Here is a 16077-nt window from a genome sequence, read left to right on the forward strand (position 1 = left end):
GGGCCTCGGCCCGGCGCGGCTACTCCTCGTGGATGATCGTCCCGCCGAGCATCCGCTCGATGAGCGGCGCCCCGACGAGCCCGGAGTGCTCCGCGTCCGGGTCGTCCATGCTCGGGACGTCGTCGGCGGGCGCGATCCGTGTCGCGGCGGGCGGCTCCGGTGCGGGCGGCGCCGTGCGCGGTGCGGCGGCACGTCCCTGCTGGCCCGCTCCGTCCCGTCCCGTCGCGGACGACGACGGCGAGCCGGCCGACGGCGGTGACGCGGCGGGGGCCCGGGAGTCGGGTTCGGGGCTCGGCGGCGCCGCGGGCTCGGCGGTCCAGGCCGGCGGCTCCGGTGCGGGCTCGCCCCAGGGCTCGGCCGCGGGGCCGGGGTCCGGGGCTCCCCAGGCGGAGGAGGTGGCCGGTGCGGGGGCCGCGTAGGGGGCCTCGCCCTGCCGCCCGTCCTCGGCCGCGGTGCTGAGCACGGGCTCGATGCGGAGCTGGACGCCCAGGGTCTCGAGGAGCGCGCGCTGCAGGTGCTCGCTGTGGGCGCCGCTGCCGAAGGTGTGCGCGAGCCCGGAGGTGGCGAAGGCGAGGTGGAGCACTCCCCCGGAGACCTCGCCGACCTGAGCGTTCTGGGAGACCAGCGCCCAGGTGGTGCGCTTGAAGCGCGCGAGGGTGGAGAGCACCTCGGGCCACCGGCGGCGGATGAGCTCCGCGTCGGGGCCGGTCGGCGCGGCAGAGGCAGACGCGGCGCCGCCGCTCGGCGTCGCTCCGCGGCTGGGCGCGGGGCCGCCGGGGGCCGGGCTCGCGGGTGCGCTGCCCCAGCCCGGCTCGGACCGCGTCTCCGCCGACTGCGCGGCCGGGGCCCGGGTCGCGGGGCGCTCTGGCGTCCGGTCCATGTCCCACGCGGGCTGCTCGCGCTGCGGGGGCTGGGCCGCCGGGCGGTCGTCCTCCCGCGCGGGATCCGAGCGCGGGGCGTCCTGCGAGCCTGCGACGTCCGCCCGCTCGGAGGCGGCAGCCTCGCGTCCGGGCTGCTGCTCCTCGCGGGGGCCGGCGTGACCGGGGCGCTCGGCAGCAGCAGGACCGGCGTCCGGCTGCTCTTCCGCCCGGCGGGTGTCCTCCCGCTGCGGGCGGTCGTCGAGGTCGGGGCCGGATGCGGGCTGGGACTCGGCGGCCGCAGACCCGGCCTCCGTCGTCCGCTGTGCCGGGGCAGGGGCCTCCTCAGCGGGGGCCGACGCAGCCTGGGGCGACGAGGACCGAGCAGGCGCGGCCTGCGAGGGCGCGGCCTGAGTTGGAGCGGACGGCGCGGGAGCGACCTGAGCGGGAGCCGACGGCGCGGGTGCAGCCTGGGCCGGGGTCGACGGCGCGGCCCCAGCTTCGGCGGGCGCGTGAGCGGCCTGAGCTGGAGCGGACGGCGCGGGCGCGGCCTGAGCGGGAGCCGACTGCGCGGGCGCGGCCTGAGCGGGAGCCGACTGCGCGGGCGCAGCCTCGGCGGGAGCCGACTGCGCAGGCGCGGCCTGAGCGGGAGCAGACGGCGCAGGTGCGGCCTGGCCACGCGCGGACTGGCTCGGCACGGGCTGGACGCCGGCCGGAGCGGCCGGCGCGCCTCCCCCACCGGAGAGATGACGCTCGATGCGGTCGAGGCGGGCACCGTGGCCGCGGGCGGCGTCGTCCGCGCCGGGCAGGAGCAGCCGCGCGCACATGAGCTCAAGCTGGAGACGCGGGGAGGTGGCGCCGCTCATCTCGGTGAGGGCGTCGTTGACGAGGTCCCCGGCGCGGGTGAGCTCGGCGGGACCGAGCTGCTGGGACTGGACCTGCATGCGTTGGAACTGGTCCTTGGACAGGGAGCGCAGCACGGAGACCGCGTGTTCCCCGGAGACGGCGATGACGACGAGGTCGCGGATCCGCTCGAGGAGGTCCTCGGCGAAGCGCCGCGGGTCGTGGCCGGAGTCGATGACGCGGTCCACCACGCGGAAGAGGCTGGCGCCGTCGCGCGCGGCCAGGGCGTCGACGACGTCGTCGAGAAGGGTCGCATGGGTGTAGCCGAGCAGGGCGACGGCCCGCTCGTAGCTGACCTCACCGTCCTGGGCGCCGGCGATGAGCTGGTCGAGCACCGAGAGGGAGTCACGCACCGAGCCGCCGCCCGCGCGGACGACGAGCGGCAGCACGCCCGTGGCCACGCGCACGCCCTCGGCCGTGCACAGCTCCTCGAGGTAGGACTGCAGCCGCTCCGGCGGCACGAGGCGGAAGGGGTAGTGGTGGGTGCGGGAGCGGATGGTCCCGATGACCTTCTCGGGCTCCGTCGTCGCGAAGACGAACTTCACGTGCGCCGGCGGCTCCTCGACGAGCTTGAGCAGGGCGTTGAAGCCCTGGCTCGTCACCATGTGCGCCTCGTCGATGATGAAGACCTTGTAGCGGTCCCGGGCGGGGGCGAAGGCGGCCCGCTCCCGCAGCTCGCGTGCGTCGTCGACGCCACCGTGCGAGGCGGCGTCCATCTCGACGACGTCGAGCGAGCCGGAGCCCCCGCGGGCGAGGTCGACGCAGCTGGGGCAGACACCGCACGGGGTGTCCGTCGGGCCCTCGGCGCAGTTGAGGCAGCGGGCGAAGATGCGCGCCGACGTCGTCTTCCCGCAGCCGCGGGGCCCGGAGAAGAGGTAGGCGTGGGTGATGCGGTCGGAGCGCAGCGCTGCCCGCAGCGGGTCGGTGACGTGTTCCTGCCCGATGACGTCCGCAAAGGTCTCGGGGCGGTAGCGGCGGTACAGGGCGGTGCTCACCCGACGACTCTAGGCGCCCGGGGCCCTTCCTCGCGCCCCCCTGTGCAGACATGCAAGGACCCCTCGCGCACCCGCCAGAGCTCACCTGCCCTTGCTGCCTTCCGGCCCTGGGGGAGTTCAGTGAGGTGACGCCGCACGAGGGGTCGCGACCAAGTCTAACGGACGGCCAGGACCGGTCCATCCCGCCGCCGCGATCGGGGCCCGGGTGAGGGATGGCGCACACCTGGGCACGGGCGGTTCGATCCGGGGCCGGTCCTCGGGTACTCTCGACCCGCCAGGAGGATTCGCCTAGTGGCCTATGGCGCACGCTTGGAAAGCGTGTTGGGTTAACGCCCTCGGGGGTTCGAATCCCCCATCCTCCGCCGGTGCCGAACGGCCCCCGACCGCGTACGACGCCGGTCGGGGGCCGTCGGTCGTTCCAGCCCCTGAGCCGCGACCGGGTGGCACGCCGAGCCGGCCCGTGCCTACGGTGCCGACGTGGCAGACCAGGCGACCGACCCCTTCGTGCGCGTCCGCGGCGCCGCTGAGCACAACCTGCGAAACGTCAACGTCGACCTTCCCCGGGACGCGATCGTCGCCTTCACCGGTGTCTCGGGGTCCGGGAAGTCCTCCCTCGCGTTCGGCACCCTCTACGCCGAGGCGCAGCGCCGGTACTTCGAGTCGGTGGCGCCCTACGCCCGCCGCCTGCTCCAGCAGGTGGGAGCACCGCACGTGCGGGAGGTCACCGGCCTGCCGCCCGCCGTCGCCCTCCAGCAGCGCCGCGGCGCCCCGAGCTCCCGCTCGACCGTGGGCACCCTCACGACGCTCTCCAACCTGCTGCGGATGCTCTACTCCCGGGCCGGTACCTACCCGCAGGGGGCGCCGCGGCTGGACGCCGAGGCGTTCTCCCCGAACACCGCGGCGGGTGCCTGCCCGCGGTGCCACGGGCTCGGTGAGGTGCACGACGTCACCGAGGACCTCCTCGTGCCCGACCGCTCCCTGAGCATCCGCGACGGCGCGATCGCCGGGTGGCCCGGCGGCTGGCAGGGCAGGAACCTGCGGAGCGTCGTCATGGGCCTGGGCATCGACGTGGCCAGGCCCTGGCACGAGCTCAGCCCCGAGGACCGGGACTGGCTGCTCTTCACCGACGAGCAGCCCTCGGTACTCGTCGCCCCCGAGCCCCCGGCCGCATCGACCACGGCTACTACGGGAAGTTCTGGAGCGCGCGCAAGCACGTCATGCACGTGCTCGCGAGCTCCAAGAGCCAACGGATGCGCGACCGGGCGATGCAGTTCGTCCGCAGCGTCACCTGCCCGGAGTGCCACGGCGGCCGTATCCGGCCCGCGGCGCTCGCCGTGACCTTCGCCGGCCGCTCGATCGCCGAGGTCGGCGCCATGCCGCTCACCGAGGTCGCCGAGCTGCTGCGCCCTGTCGCGGCCCTGCCCGAGGCGGCCGCCGCCACCCCCGGCGCAGGCTCCGGGGAGTCGACCGAGGTGTCCGTACGGCTCAGCGCCGACCTCGTCGCCCGCATCGACGTGCTCCTCGGCCTCGGCCTGGGCTACCTCAGCCTCGCGCGCCCCTCGACGACCCTCTCGCCGGGCGAGACCCAGCGCCTGCGGATCGCCACCCAGCTACGGTCGGGGCTCTTCGGTGTGGTCTACGTGCTCGACGAGCCGTCCGCGGGGCTGCATCCGGCCGACGCCGAGCCGCTGCTCGACGTGCTCGACCAGCTCAAGGCGTCGGGCAACTCGCTCTTCGTCGTCGAGCACGACCTGGACGTGGTGCGCCGGGCCGACTGGGTGGTCGACATCGGCCCCGGCGCCGGCGAGCGCGGCGGGCGCGTGCTCTACAGCGGCCCGGTCGCGGGGCTCGAGGAGGTGGCGGAGTCCGCCACCGGCCGGCACCTCTTCGGGCGGACGGAGCCGCTGGAGCGGCCCGCCCGCGCACCGCAGGGCTGGCTGCACCTGCGCGGCGTCTCCCGCCATAACCTGCGCGACGTCTCCGTCGACGTGCCCCTCGGCGTGCTCACCGCCGTGACCGGCGTCTCCGGCTCCGGGAAGTCCACCCTCGTCACGCAGGTGCTCGCCGAGGTCGTCCGCCGCCACCTCGGCGTGACGCCCGAGGACGACGACGCCGCGGTCGCACTCGACCTGCGGGACGCGGCGGGCCTCGAGGCCTTCGACCGGCTCGTCCTCGTCGACCAGCGCCCGATCGGCCGCACCCCCCGGTCCAACCTCGCGACGTACACCGGGATGTTCGATGCCGTCCGCCGGTTGTACGCGTCGACCGACGAGGCCCGGGCGCGCGGCTACACGGCCGGCCGGTTCTCCTTCAACGTCCCCGAGGGCCGGTGCGAGACCTGCGAGGGCGAGGGGTTCGTCTCCGTCGAGCTGCTCTTCCTGCCGGGCACGTACGCGCCGTGCCCCACCTGCCACGGCGCGCGGTACAACGCCGAGACTCTCGAGATCACCTACCGGGGCAGGACCATCGCCGAGGTGCTGGCGATGTCGGTCGACGACGCCGCGACGTTCCTCGCCGACGTGCCGGCGGCACTCCGCAGCCTGGCGACCCTCCGGGACGTCGGCCTGGGCTACCTGAGCCTGGGCCAGCCGGCGACCGAGCTCAGCGGCGGTGAGGCACAGCGCATCAAGCTCGCCACCGAGCTGCAGCGCGCCCGGCGCGACCACGCGCTGTACCTGCTCGACGAGCCGACCGCGGGCCTGCACCCCGCCGACGTCACGCTGCTGCTGCGACAGCTCCACCGGCTCGTCGACGCGGGCAGCACGGTCGTCCTGGTCGAGCACGACCTCGACACGATCGCGTCCGCCGACTGGGTCGTCGACCTGGGTCCCGGCGGTGGTGATGCGGGGGGACGGGTGGTCGCCGCGGGCACACCGGCCGAGGTCGCCAGGAGCGCGGACAGCGTCACCGCGCCCTACCTCGCCCGGCGGCTCGAGCGGGCAGGGCACCGGTAGTCCGCCCCCTCGTCCCGCCACCTCCCGAAACCCGCGGGTCGCACCTACTATCGACGGGTGATCTTCAAGGCAGTCGGCGATGGCCGTCCCTACCCGGACCACGGTGTGGAGACCACCCGCGACTGGGCCGCGGTCGCACCGCGGCAGGTCCGGCTGGACGAGCTCGTCACCACCAAGAGCGAGCTCGACCTGCGCCATCTCCTGGCGGAGGACTCCACCTTCTACGGCGACCTCTTCGCCCACGTCGTCTCTTGGCGCGGCGTCCTCTACCTCGAGGACGGGCTGCACCGGGCGCTGCGCGCGGCCCTCCAGCAACGCCTCCACGTGCACGCGCGGGTCCTCGAGCTGGACCTCGACGGGACGGTCCTGTCCGCCGGCTGAGCGGGGCGCGCCGCGGACCCGCCGCGTGACGGGTTCACGCCGGGGAGCGCCCACGCACTACCTTTGCCTCTGTGACGACTGACCCCGCCGAGGCCGCGCGCCGTCGTGCCGCCCGTCGCCGCCATCTCCAGCAGCGCCAGACCCTGATCTTCGGGATCATCATCACCGCGATGCTCGCGGTGGCGCTGGTGGCCGCCGCGATGTGGGGCAACGTGATCCCCTCCCCCTTCGCCCGCCCCTTCAGCTCTCCGGAGCCCACCGACGCGGCCAGCGCGAACGTGCCCTGCCCGCCCGTGGACGCGCTCCCGGCGCCCTACAGCGAGATCACCGCGAACGTGTACAACGCGACGGACGAGACCGGCCTCGCCGCCCGCACCGCCAGCGGCCTGGCGCAGTACGGCGTCGTCATCTCCCAGGAGGCGAACTACGGGGGCAACCTCGAGGGGGTCGCCAACATCGTGAGCGGCCCGCGCGGCCTGCAGGCCGCCTACACCGTCGCCCAGATCGTGCCCGGCTCCACCGTGTCGCTCGACGGGCGCGACGACGCCACCATCGACGTCGTCCTCGGCGGTGCCTTCAGCGAGGTGCCCTCGCCCGAGGAGACGGCCATCGACCCCGAGCAGCCGCTCCCCCGCCCCCGGGCTGCACGCCCGTCCCCGTCCCGAGCGACCCCGCCGAGGACGAGGAGGCGACGGCGGAGGGCTGAGCCGCTCCGCCGTCCCCTTAACCCTCCGGCCTCAGCCCTCGCGCGAGGCGTCCGGCACCGACGCCGGGCTCGCCGGCTCCGCCGTCGTCCCGCGCCACCGGGCCAGCGCCCGCATGACGTGGTAGACCCCGAGTGCCGCGGCCGTGCCGAGCGCGATGCCCTCGAAGCGCAGGTCCCCGGCCACCCACGTGTAGTTCGCGATGCCGACGATGAGCGCGATGGCGGCCGTCGTGAGGTTGACCGGGTCGGAGAAGTCGACCTTGGCCTGCACCCAGATGCGCGCCCCGAGCACGCCGATCATCCCGTACAGGACGGTCGCGGCGCCGCCGAGGACACCCGCGGGGACGGTGTTGATGAGCTCGCCGAACTTCGGGGACATGCTCAGCGCGAGCGCGACGACGGCGGCCACCCCGTAGGCGGCGGTCGAGTAGACGCGGGTGGCGGCCATGACGCCGATGTTCTCGGCGTAGGTCGTCGTGCCCGAGCCGCCGCCAGCGCCGGCGAGCGTCGTGGCCAGGCCGTCGGCGAGGAGCGCACGGCCGGTGACGTCGTCGAGGTTCTCCCCCGTCATCGCGGCCACCGACTTCACGTGGCCGATGTTCTCGGCGATGAGGACGATGACGACCGGCACGAACAGTCCCAGGAGCGACGGGTCGAAGCTCGGGGCGGTGAAGGTCGGCAGCCCGAACAGGTCGGCCTTCTCCACGCGCGCGAAGCTCACCTCGTCGCGCAGGACGGCCACGCCGTAGCCGGCGAGCACACCGACGAGGATGGCGAGCCGGCCGAGGATCCCCCGGAACAGCACCGTGACGAGGACGACGACGGCGATGGTCACCAGTGCCGTCGTCGGCGCCTTCTTCACGTTGTTCCAGGCGCTCGGCGCGAGGTTGAACCCGATGAGGGCCACGACGGTGCCCGTGACGATCGGCGGCATGACGATGTCGATCCAGCGCGAGCCGGCGAAGTGGACGAGCAGGCCGACGAGCGCGAGGAGCACGCCGACGACGAGGATGCCGCCGAGCGCAGCGGACATCCCGCCCACCTCGGTGGCGGCACCGATCGGGGCGATGAACGCGAAGCTTGACCCGAGGTAGCTGGGGACCCGGTTGCGGGTGATGACGAGGAAGAGGATGGTGCCGACGGCGGAGAAGAAGAGCGTCGTCGAGGGCGGGAAGCCCGTGATGAGCGGGACGAGGAAGGTCGCGCCGAACATCGCGACGACGTGTTGGGAGCCGATCCCGATGGTGCGCGGCCAGCTGAGCCGCTCGCGGGGGCCGACCACCTCGCCCGGCCCGACTCGGACCCCGTCCCCGTGAACCGTCCAGATCGCCATGTCCGTGCCCTTCGCCGCAGGTGTGTACGCCGCCGGGAAGAGTAGCGCCACCGTGGGCCCCGCCCCGGCCGTGTCCCACCGTGCAATCCTTGACGCGTGGACGACGGTCAGTGGCGCGCACCGGGGCGTGACGACGGAGCGCCTCGGGCCGAGCCCTACGCCCCCGGCGGCGCTCCGGTCCCGGCCGGTGAGCCCTACGGGGGCGCGCCGGCGCCGTCGCCGTACGTGACGCCGTCGTCGTCCGCGTTCGGCACGAGCCAGCGCCACCGCGAGCGGGTGCTCGGCGGGGCCGGCTACGACAGCCCCGCCTACCGCAACGACCGGGTCGCGGTCACGGCGATGGTGTTCGGCGTGCTCGGGATCGTCGTGCCGGGGCTGTGCCTCATCGCGATCGCCTTCGGGCACCTGGGCCTGCGCCGGCTGCGGACCTCCTACGAGGGCGGGCGCGGGCTCGCGGTGGCCGGGCTCGCCCTCGGGTACGCGATGACCGCAGTGTGGACAGGGCTGTTCCTCCTGTTCCTCTCCGCGCGGACACTGATCTGAGCGAGCCGCGGCACGCAGGTAGCCTGCGGACGTGAAGCCCTTCCTGCTGATCTCCACCCGTTCCGAGGACGACGCCGCCGACTCGGAGTACGCGTCGATGCTCGCGCTGGGCGGACTCGCCGAGACCGAGCTCGAGTGGCTGCGGCTCGAGGCGGAGCCGCTGCCGGACCTCGACCTCGAGGCCTACTCGGGCATCATCCTCGGCGGCAGCCCCTTCACCAGCTCGGTGCCCGACGAGCACAAGAGCGACACCCAGCGCCGGGTGGAGGCCGAGCTCAGCGGCCTGCTCGACGTGCTGGTGGAACGCGACTACCCCTTCTTCGGGGCCTGCTACGGCATCGGCACGCTCGCCCGGCACATCGGCGGGGTCCTCGACGGCACCTACTCCGAGCCAATCAGCGCCCCGGTCATCTCCCTCACCGACGAGGGCCGCGCCGACCCCGTCCTCGCGGGCATGCCGACGTCCTTCCAGGCCTTCGTCGGCCACAAGGAGGCGTGCACGCACCTGCCGGAGAGCGCCGTCATCCTCGCGACCTCCGAGCACTGCCCGGTGCAGATGTTCCGGGTGCGCTCCAACCTCTACGGCACCCAGTTCCACCCCGAGCTCACACTCGAGGCGCTCGTCGAGCGGATGACCGTCTATCGGCACGCCGGCTACTTCGACCCCGACGACTTCGACGAGGTCCACCGCGAGGTCGCGGCCGCCGACGTCTCCGCGGCCGGACAGATTCTCACGAACTTCGTCCGGCGCTACGCGCGCTGAGGAACGGCAAACGGCCCGGGCCCCCGCTGGGGGACCCGGGCCGCGCTGGCGGTAGCGGTGGGATTTGAACCCACGGTGGCTTGCACCACACAGCATTTCGAGTGCTGCACCTTCGGCCGCTCGGACACGCTACCTCGGCGACCGAGTGTACCGGCCGGCGCGCCCGAGCCACTAATCGCCGGGCGCCGACAGCGCTGTGGGCCTCGCCTCAGGCCTGCTCCCTCAGGATCGCCGCCGGCGTGCCGATCGGTCGACATGGTGGGGAACAAGTCTTTCGAGAGGTAGGCCAGACCAGTGCGAGCAACGGCGCCGACAGGAGTCGCGCGCACCTTCGGCGAGGACGAGATCATCGTCTCCAAGACCGACCTCAAGGGTCGGATCACCTATGCCAACGACGTCTTCCTGCGGGTGTCGGCGTACGCCGAGGACGAGGTCCTCGGCCACCCGCACAGCCTCATCCGCCACCCGGAGACGCCCCGCGGCCTGTTCCACCTCCTGTGGGAGACCATCCAGGCCGGGGACGAGATCTTCGCCTACATCAACAACCTCGCGAAGGACGGCGCCCACTACTGGGTGCTCGCCCACGTGACGCCCACCCGCGACAGCCGCGGCGCCGTCGTCGGCTACCACTCCAGCCGCCGCTCGCCCTCGCCGGCGGCGGTCGCCCGGGTCGGGACGCTCTACGCCGGCATGCGCGCCGCCGAGGCGAGGCACCGGCGAGCCTCCGAGGCCGCCGTCGCCTCCCGTGCCGCGCTCGAGGAGCAGCTGGCCGGGCAGCCCTACGACGAGCTGGTGTGGGGGCTCGTCGGGGAGGGACGGGCATGAGACGCAGGCAGGACGCCGCCCGGATCGCCGAGCTCGAGGCCGAGCTGGCCGCTCACCACGCAGCTCGGGCTACCGTCACCGCAGTCGTCGCACGCGCCGCGGCCGGTGACCTCGAGGCCCGGGTCCCGGCCCTGGACGAGGACGCCCACGCGCTGCGGGACGGGGTCAACAGGCTTCTCGACGTCACCGACGCCTTCGTCCGCGAGTCGCAGGCGGCGCTGTCCGCTGCCGCGAGCGGTCGCTTCCACCGCCGCTTCCTCCAGCAGGGCATGCCGGGCAGCTTCCGCGAGGGGGCCGCGCGGATCGACGCCGGGCGGGCCTCCATGGCCGACGGCGCTCACCGCCTCGCCGAGCAGGTGGCCGCCCGGACGAGCTTCGCCGGCTCCGCGCTCGCGGCCTCGGCGCAGGTCACGGCCGACCTCGGTGAGGTGGCGACCTCCACGAGCAGCCTCGCGGCGTCGACCGCCACCGCGGTCAGCGAGGCGCGGGCGGCGCTGGACACCATGCAGGAGCTGGAGGAGGCGTCGGCCGCCACGGCGGAGGCGGTCACCCTCATCAGCACGGTGGCCGCGCAGACCCGCATGCTCGCGCTCAACGCCACCATCGAGGCCGCACGGGCGGGCGATGCGGGCCGCGGCTTCGCCGTCGTCGCCCACGAGGTGCGCTCGTTGGCGGACGAGACGGCAACGTCCGCCGCGCGGATCGGCGCCCAGATGGAGGCCGCCATCGCCTCGGCCCACGAGGCCGCCGCGACCATCGACCGGATCGCCGGGCTCGTCGGCGAGATGGACACGCAGGTGGGGACCATCACGGCGGCCACGGGCGAGGGCTCCACGCTCGCGGAGATGGTCCACTCGCTGCGTGAGCAGATCGGCACCTTCGCCGGCTGAGCGGACCGGCGGGCCCGGGGCTAGCTGTACTCAGCCATCACGTTGCTGACGCTCGGCTGATCGGGGGCTGGCCGCCGAGTGCGGTGTGGCGGCGTTCAGTGTTGTAGGTGTGCAGCCATGGGGCAAGGGCGTCGCGGCGGTGTTGGTTGCTGGCGAAGACATGGCGGTAGGCCCACTCGGTTTGCAGGGTGCGGTTGAAGCGTTCGACCTTGCCGTTCTGCCAGGGGCAGTGGGGTCGGATGAACTTCTGCACCGCCCCGAGCTGGGCGACCGCCTCGGCGAACGCCCGCCCGTGGCGGTAGGCGAAGGCGTTGTCGGTCATCACCCGCTCGATGCGCTCGATGCCCATTGAGGCGAAGTAGGCCGCCGCGCGCAGCAGGAACCCGGCGCAGGTCTCGGACTTCTCGTCGTCGTGGATCTCGCTGTAGGCCAGGCGGGAGTGGTCATCGACCATGGAGTGGACGTAGTCGTAGCCGATGCGCTGGGTCTTGTCCTTCTTCACGTTGCCCCGGCCGTGGGCGCGCCACCCGCCCCCGTCGGGGATCTTGCCGAGCTTCTTCACGTCGACGTGGACCAGATCCCCGGGCCGGTCACGCTCATAGCGCACCGCGGTGGCCTTGGAGGAGCGGATCTGCTCACCCGTCATCGGGTCCAGCTCCCGCAGGTACGGCACACCGGCCCGGCGCAGCACCCGCGACACCGTGCGGGCCGGCACGCCGAGCTCGGCGCCGATCCAGTCCGGCCCACGGCGGTGGGCCTGGCGGCAGGCCACGATCTGCGCGGCCACCTGCGCGGTCGTCTGCCGCGGGCTGCGGTGAGGGCGGCTGGAGCGGTCATGCAGCCCCGCCTCGCCCTCCTGGTCGTAGCGCTTGAGCCAGTAGTGGGCGCACTGCCGCGAGACGCCCATCGCCTTGGCGGTGTGGGCCACCGCCCACCCCTCCTGCCGCACGCGCTGCACCAGCAGCAGGCGTCCGTGGAACGTCAGACGGGCATTACGGTGGGACACGAGGACCTCCGGGTGTTGGGCGTGACTCTCGACAAGCCACACCTCACCCGGAGGTCCTCCCTACGTCAACGACCGACCGGCAGTGTCACCAACCTCCTGGCTGAGTACAGCTAGCCTCGGCCGGGTGGACCCGCAACGCCCCCTCATCGTCGCGCCGCCGGCCGACGCCGCCCGGCCCGAGCCGGAGGACGTCCCGGCCGCGCTGGCGCCCGTCGTCGAGCTGCTGTCCGGCACGACGGTCGCGGCGCTGACCGGGGCCGGGCTCTCGACCGACTCAGGCGTGCCCGACTATCGCAGTCCCGGCTCCCCGCCGCGGCGGCCGATGACGCTGCAGGAGTTCATCGCCACCGAGGAGCACCGCCGCCACTACTGGGCGCGCAACCACCTCGGCTGGCGCCACCTGCGCGACGTCAACCCCAACGCCGGCCACGCGGCACTGGCGCTCATGGAGTACGAGGGCACGGTCAACGGGGTCGTCACCCAGAACATCGACCTCCTCCACCTCAAGGCCGGCTCCCGCAACGTCGTCCACCTCCACGGCCGCTTCGACCAGGTGGTCTGCCGTGACTGCGGGCGCACCTTCTCCCGGGAGGCCCACGATCAGGCCCTGTCCGCGCTCAACCCGGGCTGGCGGGAACGGCACGTCGACGACGTCGAGGTTGCCCCGGACGCCGACGCCGCCCTGGAGAGCACCGCCGACTTCCGCGTCGCGCCCTGCCCACGCTGCGGGGGCACCCTCATGCCCGACGTCGTCTTCTTCGGCGGGACGACGCCGAAGGAGCGGGTGGACCACGCCCGGGCGATCGTCGACGAGGCCGACGCGCTGCTCGTCGCCGGGTCCTCGCTGGCGGTCATGTCCGGGCTGCGCTTCGTCCGCCAGGCCGCCAAGGCCGGCAAGCCGGTGGTCATCCTCACCCGGGGCGAGACACGCGGGGACGACCTCGCGACGGCGAAGGTCGAGGTCAGCACGACCGTCGCCCTCCCCTACCTCGCGCAGACCCTCCGCCCCCGGTTGACATAGCCGCGAGAGCCGAGCTGCCGCCGAGAGCGCAGTTGTTACCGACAGCCGGCCTGCGCCGTCGAGATCCTGCGCACAGGTTCGCGACACGCTGCCGACACGCCGGGACAGGTGACGAATAGGGGGCACCTCGTGGGGCTTCTGCGCAGAACGCGATCAGCTGGACATCGAGGAATCCGGCTGTCGGCGGGAGGGGCGAGCCGTCAGCGGCGGGGGGCGAAGAAGTCGCGCAGCAGGCGCGCCGAGCGCTCCTCCTCGACGCCACCGACCACCTCGGCGCGGTGGTTGAGCCGCGAGTCCCGCACGACGTCGCGGATCGAGCCGCACGCGCCGGCCTTGGGGTCCCAGGCGCCGAAGACGACGCGGTCGACGCGGGAGAGCACCACCGCGCCGGCACACATCGTGCAGGGCTCGAGGGTGACGACGAGCGTGCAGCCCTCGAGGCGGACGTCACCGGTGGCGGCGGCCGCGGCGCGCAAGGCGAGGACCTCGGCGTGGGCGGTGGGGTCCCGGTCGACCTCACAGCGGTTGTGCGCCGTCGCGACCGCTCGGCCCTCCCGGTCCAGGACGACGGCGCCGACCGGCACGTCCCCGCCCGCGAGCGCCCGCTCGGCGAGCTCCAGGGCAGTGTTCATCGCCACGGTCCACGGTGCCATGGGTCCCATCCTGCACGCCGCCGCCCGGGCACCGGTACGTTCTACCCATGCGCCTGCACGTCGCGGACCACCCGCTCATCGCCCACAAGCTCACCGTCCTGCGGGACGTGCGCACCGAGTCGCCCACCTTCCGGCTGCTCGTCGACGAGCTCGTCACCCTCCTCGCCTACGAGGCGACCCGTGAGGTGCAGACCGAGCAGGTGGAGATCGCCACGCCGGTCGCGCGCACCACGGGCACGCACCTCGCGGCGCCGCGCCCACTCGTCGTGCCGATCCTGCGCGCGGGCCTGGGGATGCTCGACGGCATGACCCGCCTGCTCCCCACCGCCGAGGTCGGCTTCCTCGGGATGCAGCGCGACGAGCAGACCCTCGAGGCGATCACCTACGCCAACCGGCTGCCCGAGGACCTCAGCGGCCGCCAGGTCTTCGTCCTCGACCCCATGCTCGCGACCGGGAACACGCTCATCGCGGCAATCGAGTACCTCCTCGACCGCGGCGCCCGCGACGTCACGGCCATCTGCCTGCTCGTCGCACCCGAGGGCCTGCGGACGGTGGAGCAGGCGGTCGGGACGCGCGGTGAGGTCAAGATCGTCACCGCCGCCGTGGACGAGCGCCTCGACGAGAACGCCTACATCGTCCCCGGCCTCGGCGACGCCGGCGACCGCCTCTACGGCGTGGTCTGAGCCGCCCGTCTCCCACTGTGCGCCCGTCGGGTGCACTCTGCTCCCGCTCGGTCGGCCGGGAGCAGAGTGCACCGGCGGGCGCAGTTGTTTCCGCGCCCGCCATCAGTGTTACTCGTGTTACCAATGTGACATGTGAGGCCGGTGGGTCTAACCTGAGCGCGGACACATGGCTCGACGGCCCGCTGCACCCTCCCGCCGTCGACGCCTCGGCTAGTCACGGGCAGGGACGCACACGTGCGCAGGCGGAGGAGGAGCCGTCGTGGCATCTGACCCGCAGGCACGGACCGGCGCACGCCGTCCGCGCCGCACCGCTACGCGCGTGGGTGCCGTCGCGGCCTCCTTCGTCCTCACCCTCACGGTGCTCGCGAGCACCGTGACCGCCGCACCGACGCTGCCCGCCTGGGTGCTCCTGCCGCTCGAGGCCAGCGGCATGCCGGCTCACATGACCGGCGGCACCGTCGTCACGACGACGCCGGACCGCGCGGACATCAGCATCTCGCTGGCCGACTACGCCGCCCAGGAGCGCGTCACCGAGGCCACCCTCGCTGCCGCCGCGGACGCCACCAAGGCCCGCACGGAGTCCCTCGCGTCGCGCGCGCAGCGCCCCGAGAAGGCCGTGCCCGCGGTCGCGATGAACGAGAGCCCTGTGTCCACGCCCGGCGGGGACAACCCCGTGCTGATTCCCGACGCCGGTGAGGAGACCCTCCCCGAGCCGGAGCCCACGACCGCACCCGCGCCCGAGGTGACCGAGGAGCCGTCCCCGGAGCCAGAGGTCACCGAGGAGCCGGAGCCCGAGCCCACCGAGGAGCCCGAGCCGCCGGTCACGGCCGACCCCGCGCCCGCACCGGAGGCACCATCCACCGCTGCGCCGGAGCCCACGCTTGAGGAGCCGGCCGGGGAGCCCACTTCTCCGGAGGAGGGCAGCACGCCGAGCCCGAGCCCGTCGGCCACCCCGTCCCCGGCGCCCAACCCGACGCCCAGCGCCACGCCGACTCCCACGCCGTCCGCGACGCCGAAGCCCACGCCGACGCCGACACCCAGCCCTACGCCGTCCGCGACGCCGAAGCCGAAGCCCACGCCGACGCCCACCCCGACGCCTACTCCGAAACCGACGCCCACGCCCACCCCGCCGCCCGGCGACACCGGGACGGCCCGCAGCACGCTGTTCGCCCTGCTCAACATCTTCCGCCAGGCCAACGGTCTGCCGCCGGTCGCGTACAACACGCACCTGCAGGGCGTCGCCCAGGGCTGGGCCAACCACCTCGCGGACTGGGAGCCGGCCAACATGAGCAGCTCCCACAACCCCCGCATGACCCAGCAGGTCGGATGCCGTGGGTACAGCACGGGGACCTGGGGCTCGTGCAGCGAGCTCATCGTGCGCAACACCGGTGGCGCGTCGATGAACTTCAACACCCTGCTCACCTGGCTGCACACCTGGTGGACCCAGTCGCCCAACCACCGGCCGTGGATGCTCAGCGACACCTACACGCACGTCGGCTACGGCTTCGCCTGGAGCGAGGACCGCGTGCCCTACGCCGTCACGGTCATCGCCCAGAAGCACTGA

12 protein-coding genes, 2 tRNA genes, 1 other RNA gene and 2 pseudogenes are annotated in these 16077 nt (G+C 73.7%); 11 read left to right on the forward strand and 6 right to left on the reverse strand.

Translation table 11 applies throughout. The features are described from left to right. Positions 1-19: 19 nt before the first annotated feature. Entirely contained in the window at positions 20-2755 is a 2736-nt protein-coding gene (locus tag ACWPXV_RS05860; RefSeq protein WP_454084356.1) for a DNA polymerase III subunit gamma and tau, read from the reverse strand. 51 nt (positions 2756-2806) lie between these two features. Further along, an RNA gene (gene ffs / locus ACWPXV_RS05865) (signal recognition particle sRNA small type) lies at positions 2807-2903 on the reverse strand. A 129-nt stretch (positions 2904-3032) separates the two neighbouring features. On the opposite strand from ffs, the gene ACWPXV_RS05870 reads away from it, so the two are divergent. The 4 genes and pseudogenes from ACWPXV_RS05870 to ACWPXV_RS05885 form a co-directional block, all read left to right on the forward strand. Then, a tRNA-Ser gene (locus tag ACWPXV_RS05870) sits at positions 3033-3117 on the forward strand. A 115-nt stretch (positions 3118-3232) separates the two neighbouring features. Further along, positions 3233-5709 (forward strand): annotated as a pseudogene (gene uvrA / locus ACWPXV_RS05875) (excinuclease ABC subunit UvrA). A 57-nt stretch (positions 5710-5766) separates the two neighbouring features. Beyond that, a complete protein-coding gene (locus ACWPXV_RS05880; protein WP_251839896.1) occupies positions 5767-6090 on the forward strand; it encodes a type II toxin-antitoxin system VapB family antitoxin in 324 nt (107 codons plus the stop codon). A 200-nt stretch (positions 6091-6290) separates the two neighbouring features. Further along, positions 6291-6656, forward strand: a pseudogene (locus ACWPXV_RS05885) (LytR C-terminal domain-containing protein); the annotation flags it as partial. Between the two features lie 171 nt (positions 6657-6827). Here ACWPXV_RS05885 and ACWPXV_RS05890 read toward each other — a convergent pair. Continuing rightward, a complete protein-coding gene (locus tag ACWPXV_RS05890; RefSeq protein ID WP_454084357.1) occupies positions 6828-8129 on the reverse strand; it encodes a uracil-xanthine permease family protein in 1302 nt (433 codons plus the stop codon). 96 nt (positions 8130-8225) lie between these two features. Between ACWPXV_RS05890 and ACWPXV_RS05895 the strand changes: the two genes are divergently transcribed. Both ACWPXV_RS05895 and ACWPXV_RS05900 read left to right on the forward strand, forming a co-directional pair. Continuing rightward, complete coding sequence (locus ACWPXV_RS05895; RefSeq protein WP_454084358.1) at positions 8226-8672, forward strand: DUF4190 domain-containing protein; 447 nt, start codon at positions 8226-8228, stop codon at positions 8670-8672. A 31-nt stretch (positions 8673-8703) separates the two neighbouring features. Beyond that, entirely contained in the window at positions 8704-9435 is a 732-nt protein-coding gene (locus ACWPXV_RS05900) for a glutamine amidotransferase (protein ID WP_454084359.1), read from the forward strand. 46 nt (positions 9436-9481) lie between these two features. On the opposite strand, the gene ACWPXV_RS05905 is transcribed toward ACWPXV_RS05900, so the two are convergent. Further along, a tRNA-Ser gene (locus ACWPXV_RS05905) sits at positions 9482-9569 on the reverse strand. Between the two features lie 160 nt (positions 9570-9729). Here ACWPXV_RS05905 and ACWPXV_RS05910 point away from each other — a divergent pair. Both ACWPXV_RS05910 and ACWPXV_RS05915 read left to right on the forward strand, forming a co-directional pair. Continuing rightward, positions 9730-10260 carry a PAS domain-containing protein gene (locus tag ACWPXV_RS05910; protein WP_454084360.1) on the forward strand — a complete coding sequence of 177 codons (531 nt, stop codon included), beginning with the start codon at positions 9730-9732 and terminating at the stop codon, positions 10258-10260. Continuing rightward, on the forward strand, positions 10257-11150 hold the full coding sequence (locus tag ACWPXV_RS05915) for a methyl-accepting chemotaxis protein (protein ID WP_454084361.1): 894 nt from the start codon (positions 10257-10259) through the stop codon (positions 11148-11150). Before ACWPXV_RS05910 ends, ACWPXV_RS05915 begins: the two co-directional genes overlap by 4 nt. A 37-nt stretch (positions 11151-11187) precedes the next feature. Here ACWPXV_RS05915 and ACWPXV_RS05920 read toward each other — a convergent pair whose 3' ends face one another. Beyond that, positions 11188-12156 (reverse strand): IS481 family transposase, encoded by a 969-nt coding sequence (locus tag ACWPXV_RS05920; RefSeq protein ID WP_454083474.1) that lies wholly within the window; start codon positions 12154-12156, stop codon positions 11188-11190. A 124-nt stretch (positions 12157-12280) separates the two neighbouring features. On the opposite strand from ACWPXV_RS05920, the gene ACWPXV_RS05925 reads away from it, so the two are divergent. After that, entirely contained in the window at positions 12281-13177 is an 897-nt protein-coding gene (locus tag ACWPXV_RS05925; protein ID WP_454084362.1) for a Sir2 family NAD-dependent protein deacetylase, read from the forward strand. 200 nt (positions 13178-13377) lie between these two features. Here ACWPXV_RS05925 and ACWPXV_RS05930 read toward each other — a convergent pair whose 3' ends face one another. Next, on the reverse strand, positions 13378-13830 hold the full coding sequence (locus ACWPXV_RS05930; RefSeq protein WP_454084363.1) for a nucleoside deaminase: 453 nt from the start codon (positions 13828-13830) through the stop codon (positions 13378-13380). 47 nt (positions 13831-13877) lie between these two features. Here ACWPXV_RS05930 and upp point away from each other — a divergent pair, with 47 nt between their 5' ends. Beyond that, positions 13878-14513: a uracil phosphoribosyltransferase gene (gene upp / locus ACWPXV_RS05935; protein ID WP_454084364.1), complete on the forward strand. Its 636-nt coding sequence runs from the start codon at positions 13878-13880 to the stop codon at positions 14511-14513. Between the two features lie 259 nt (positions 14514-14772). Continuing rightward, positions 14773-16077, forward strand: a complete 1305-nt coding sequence (locus tag ACWPXV_RS05940) for a CAP domain-containing protein (protein ID WP_454084365.1) — start codon at positions 14773-14775, stop codon at positions 16075-16077.

Source organism: Georgenia sp. Marseille-Q6866, from assembly GCF_965111665.1.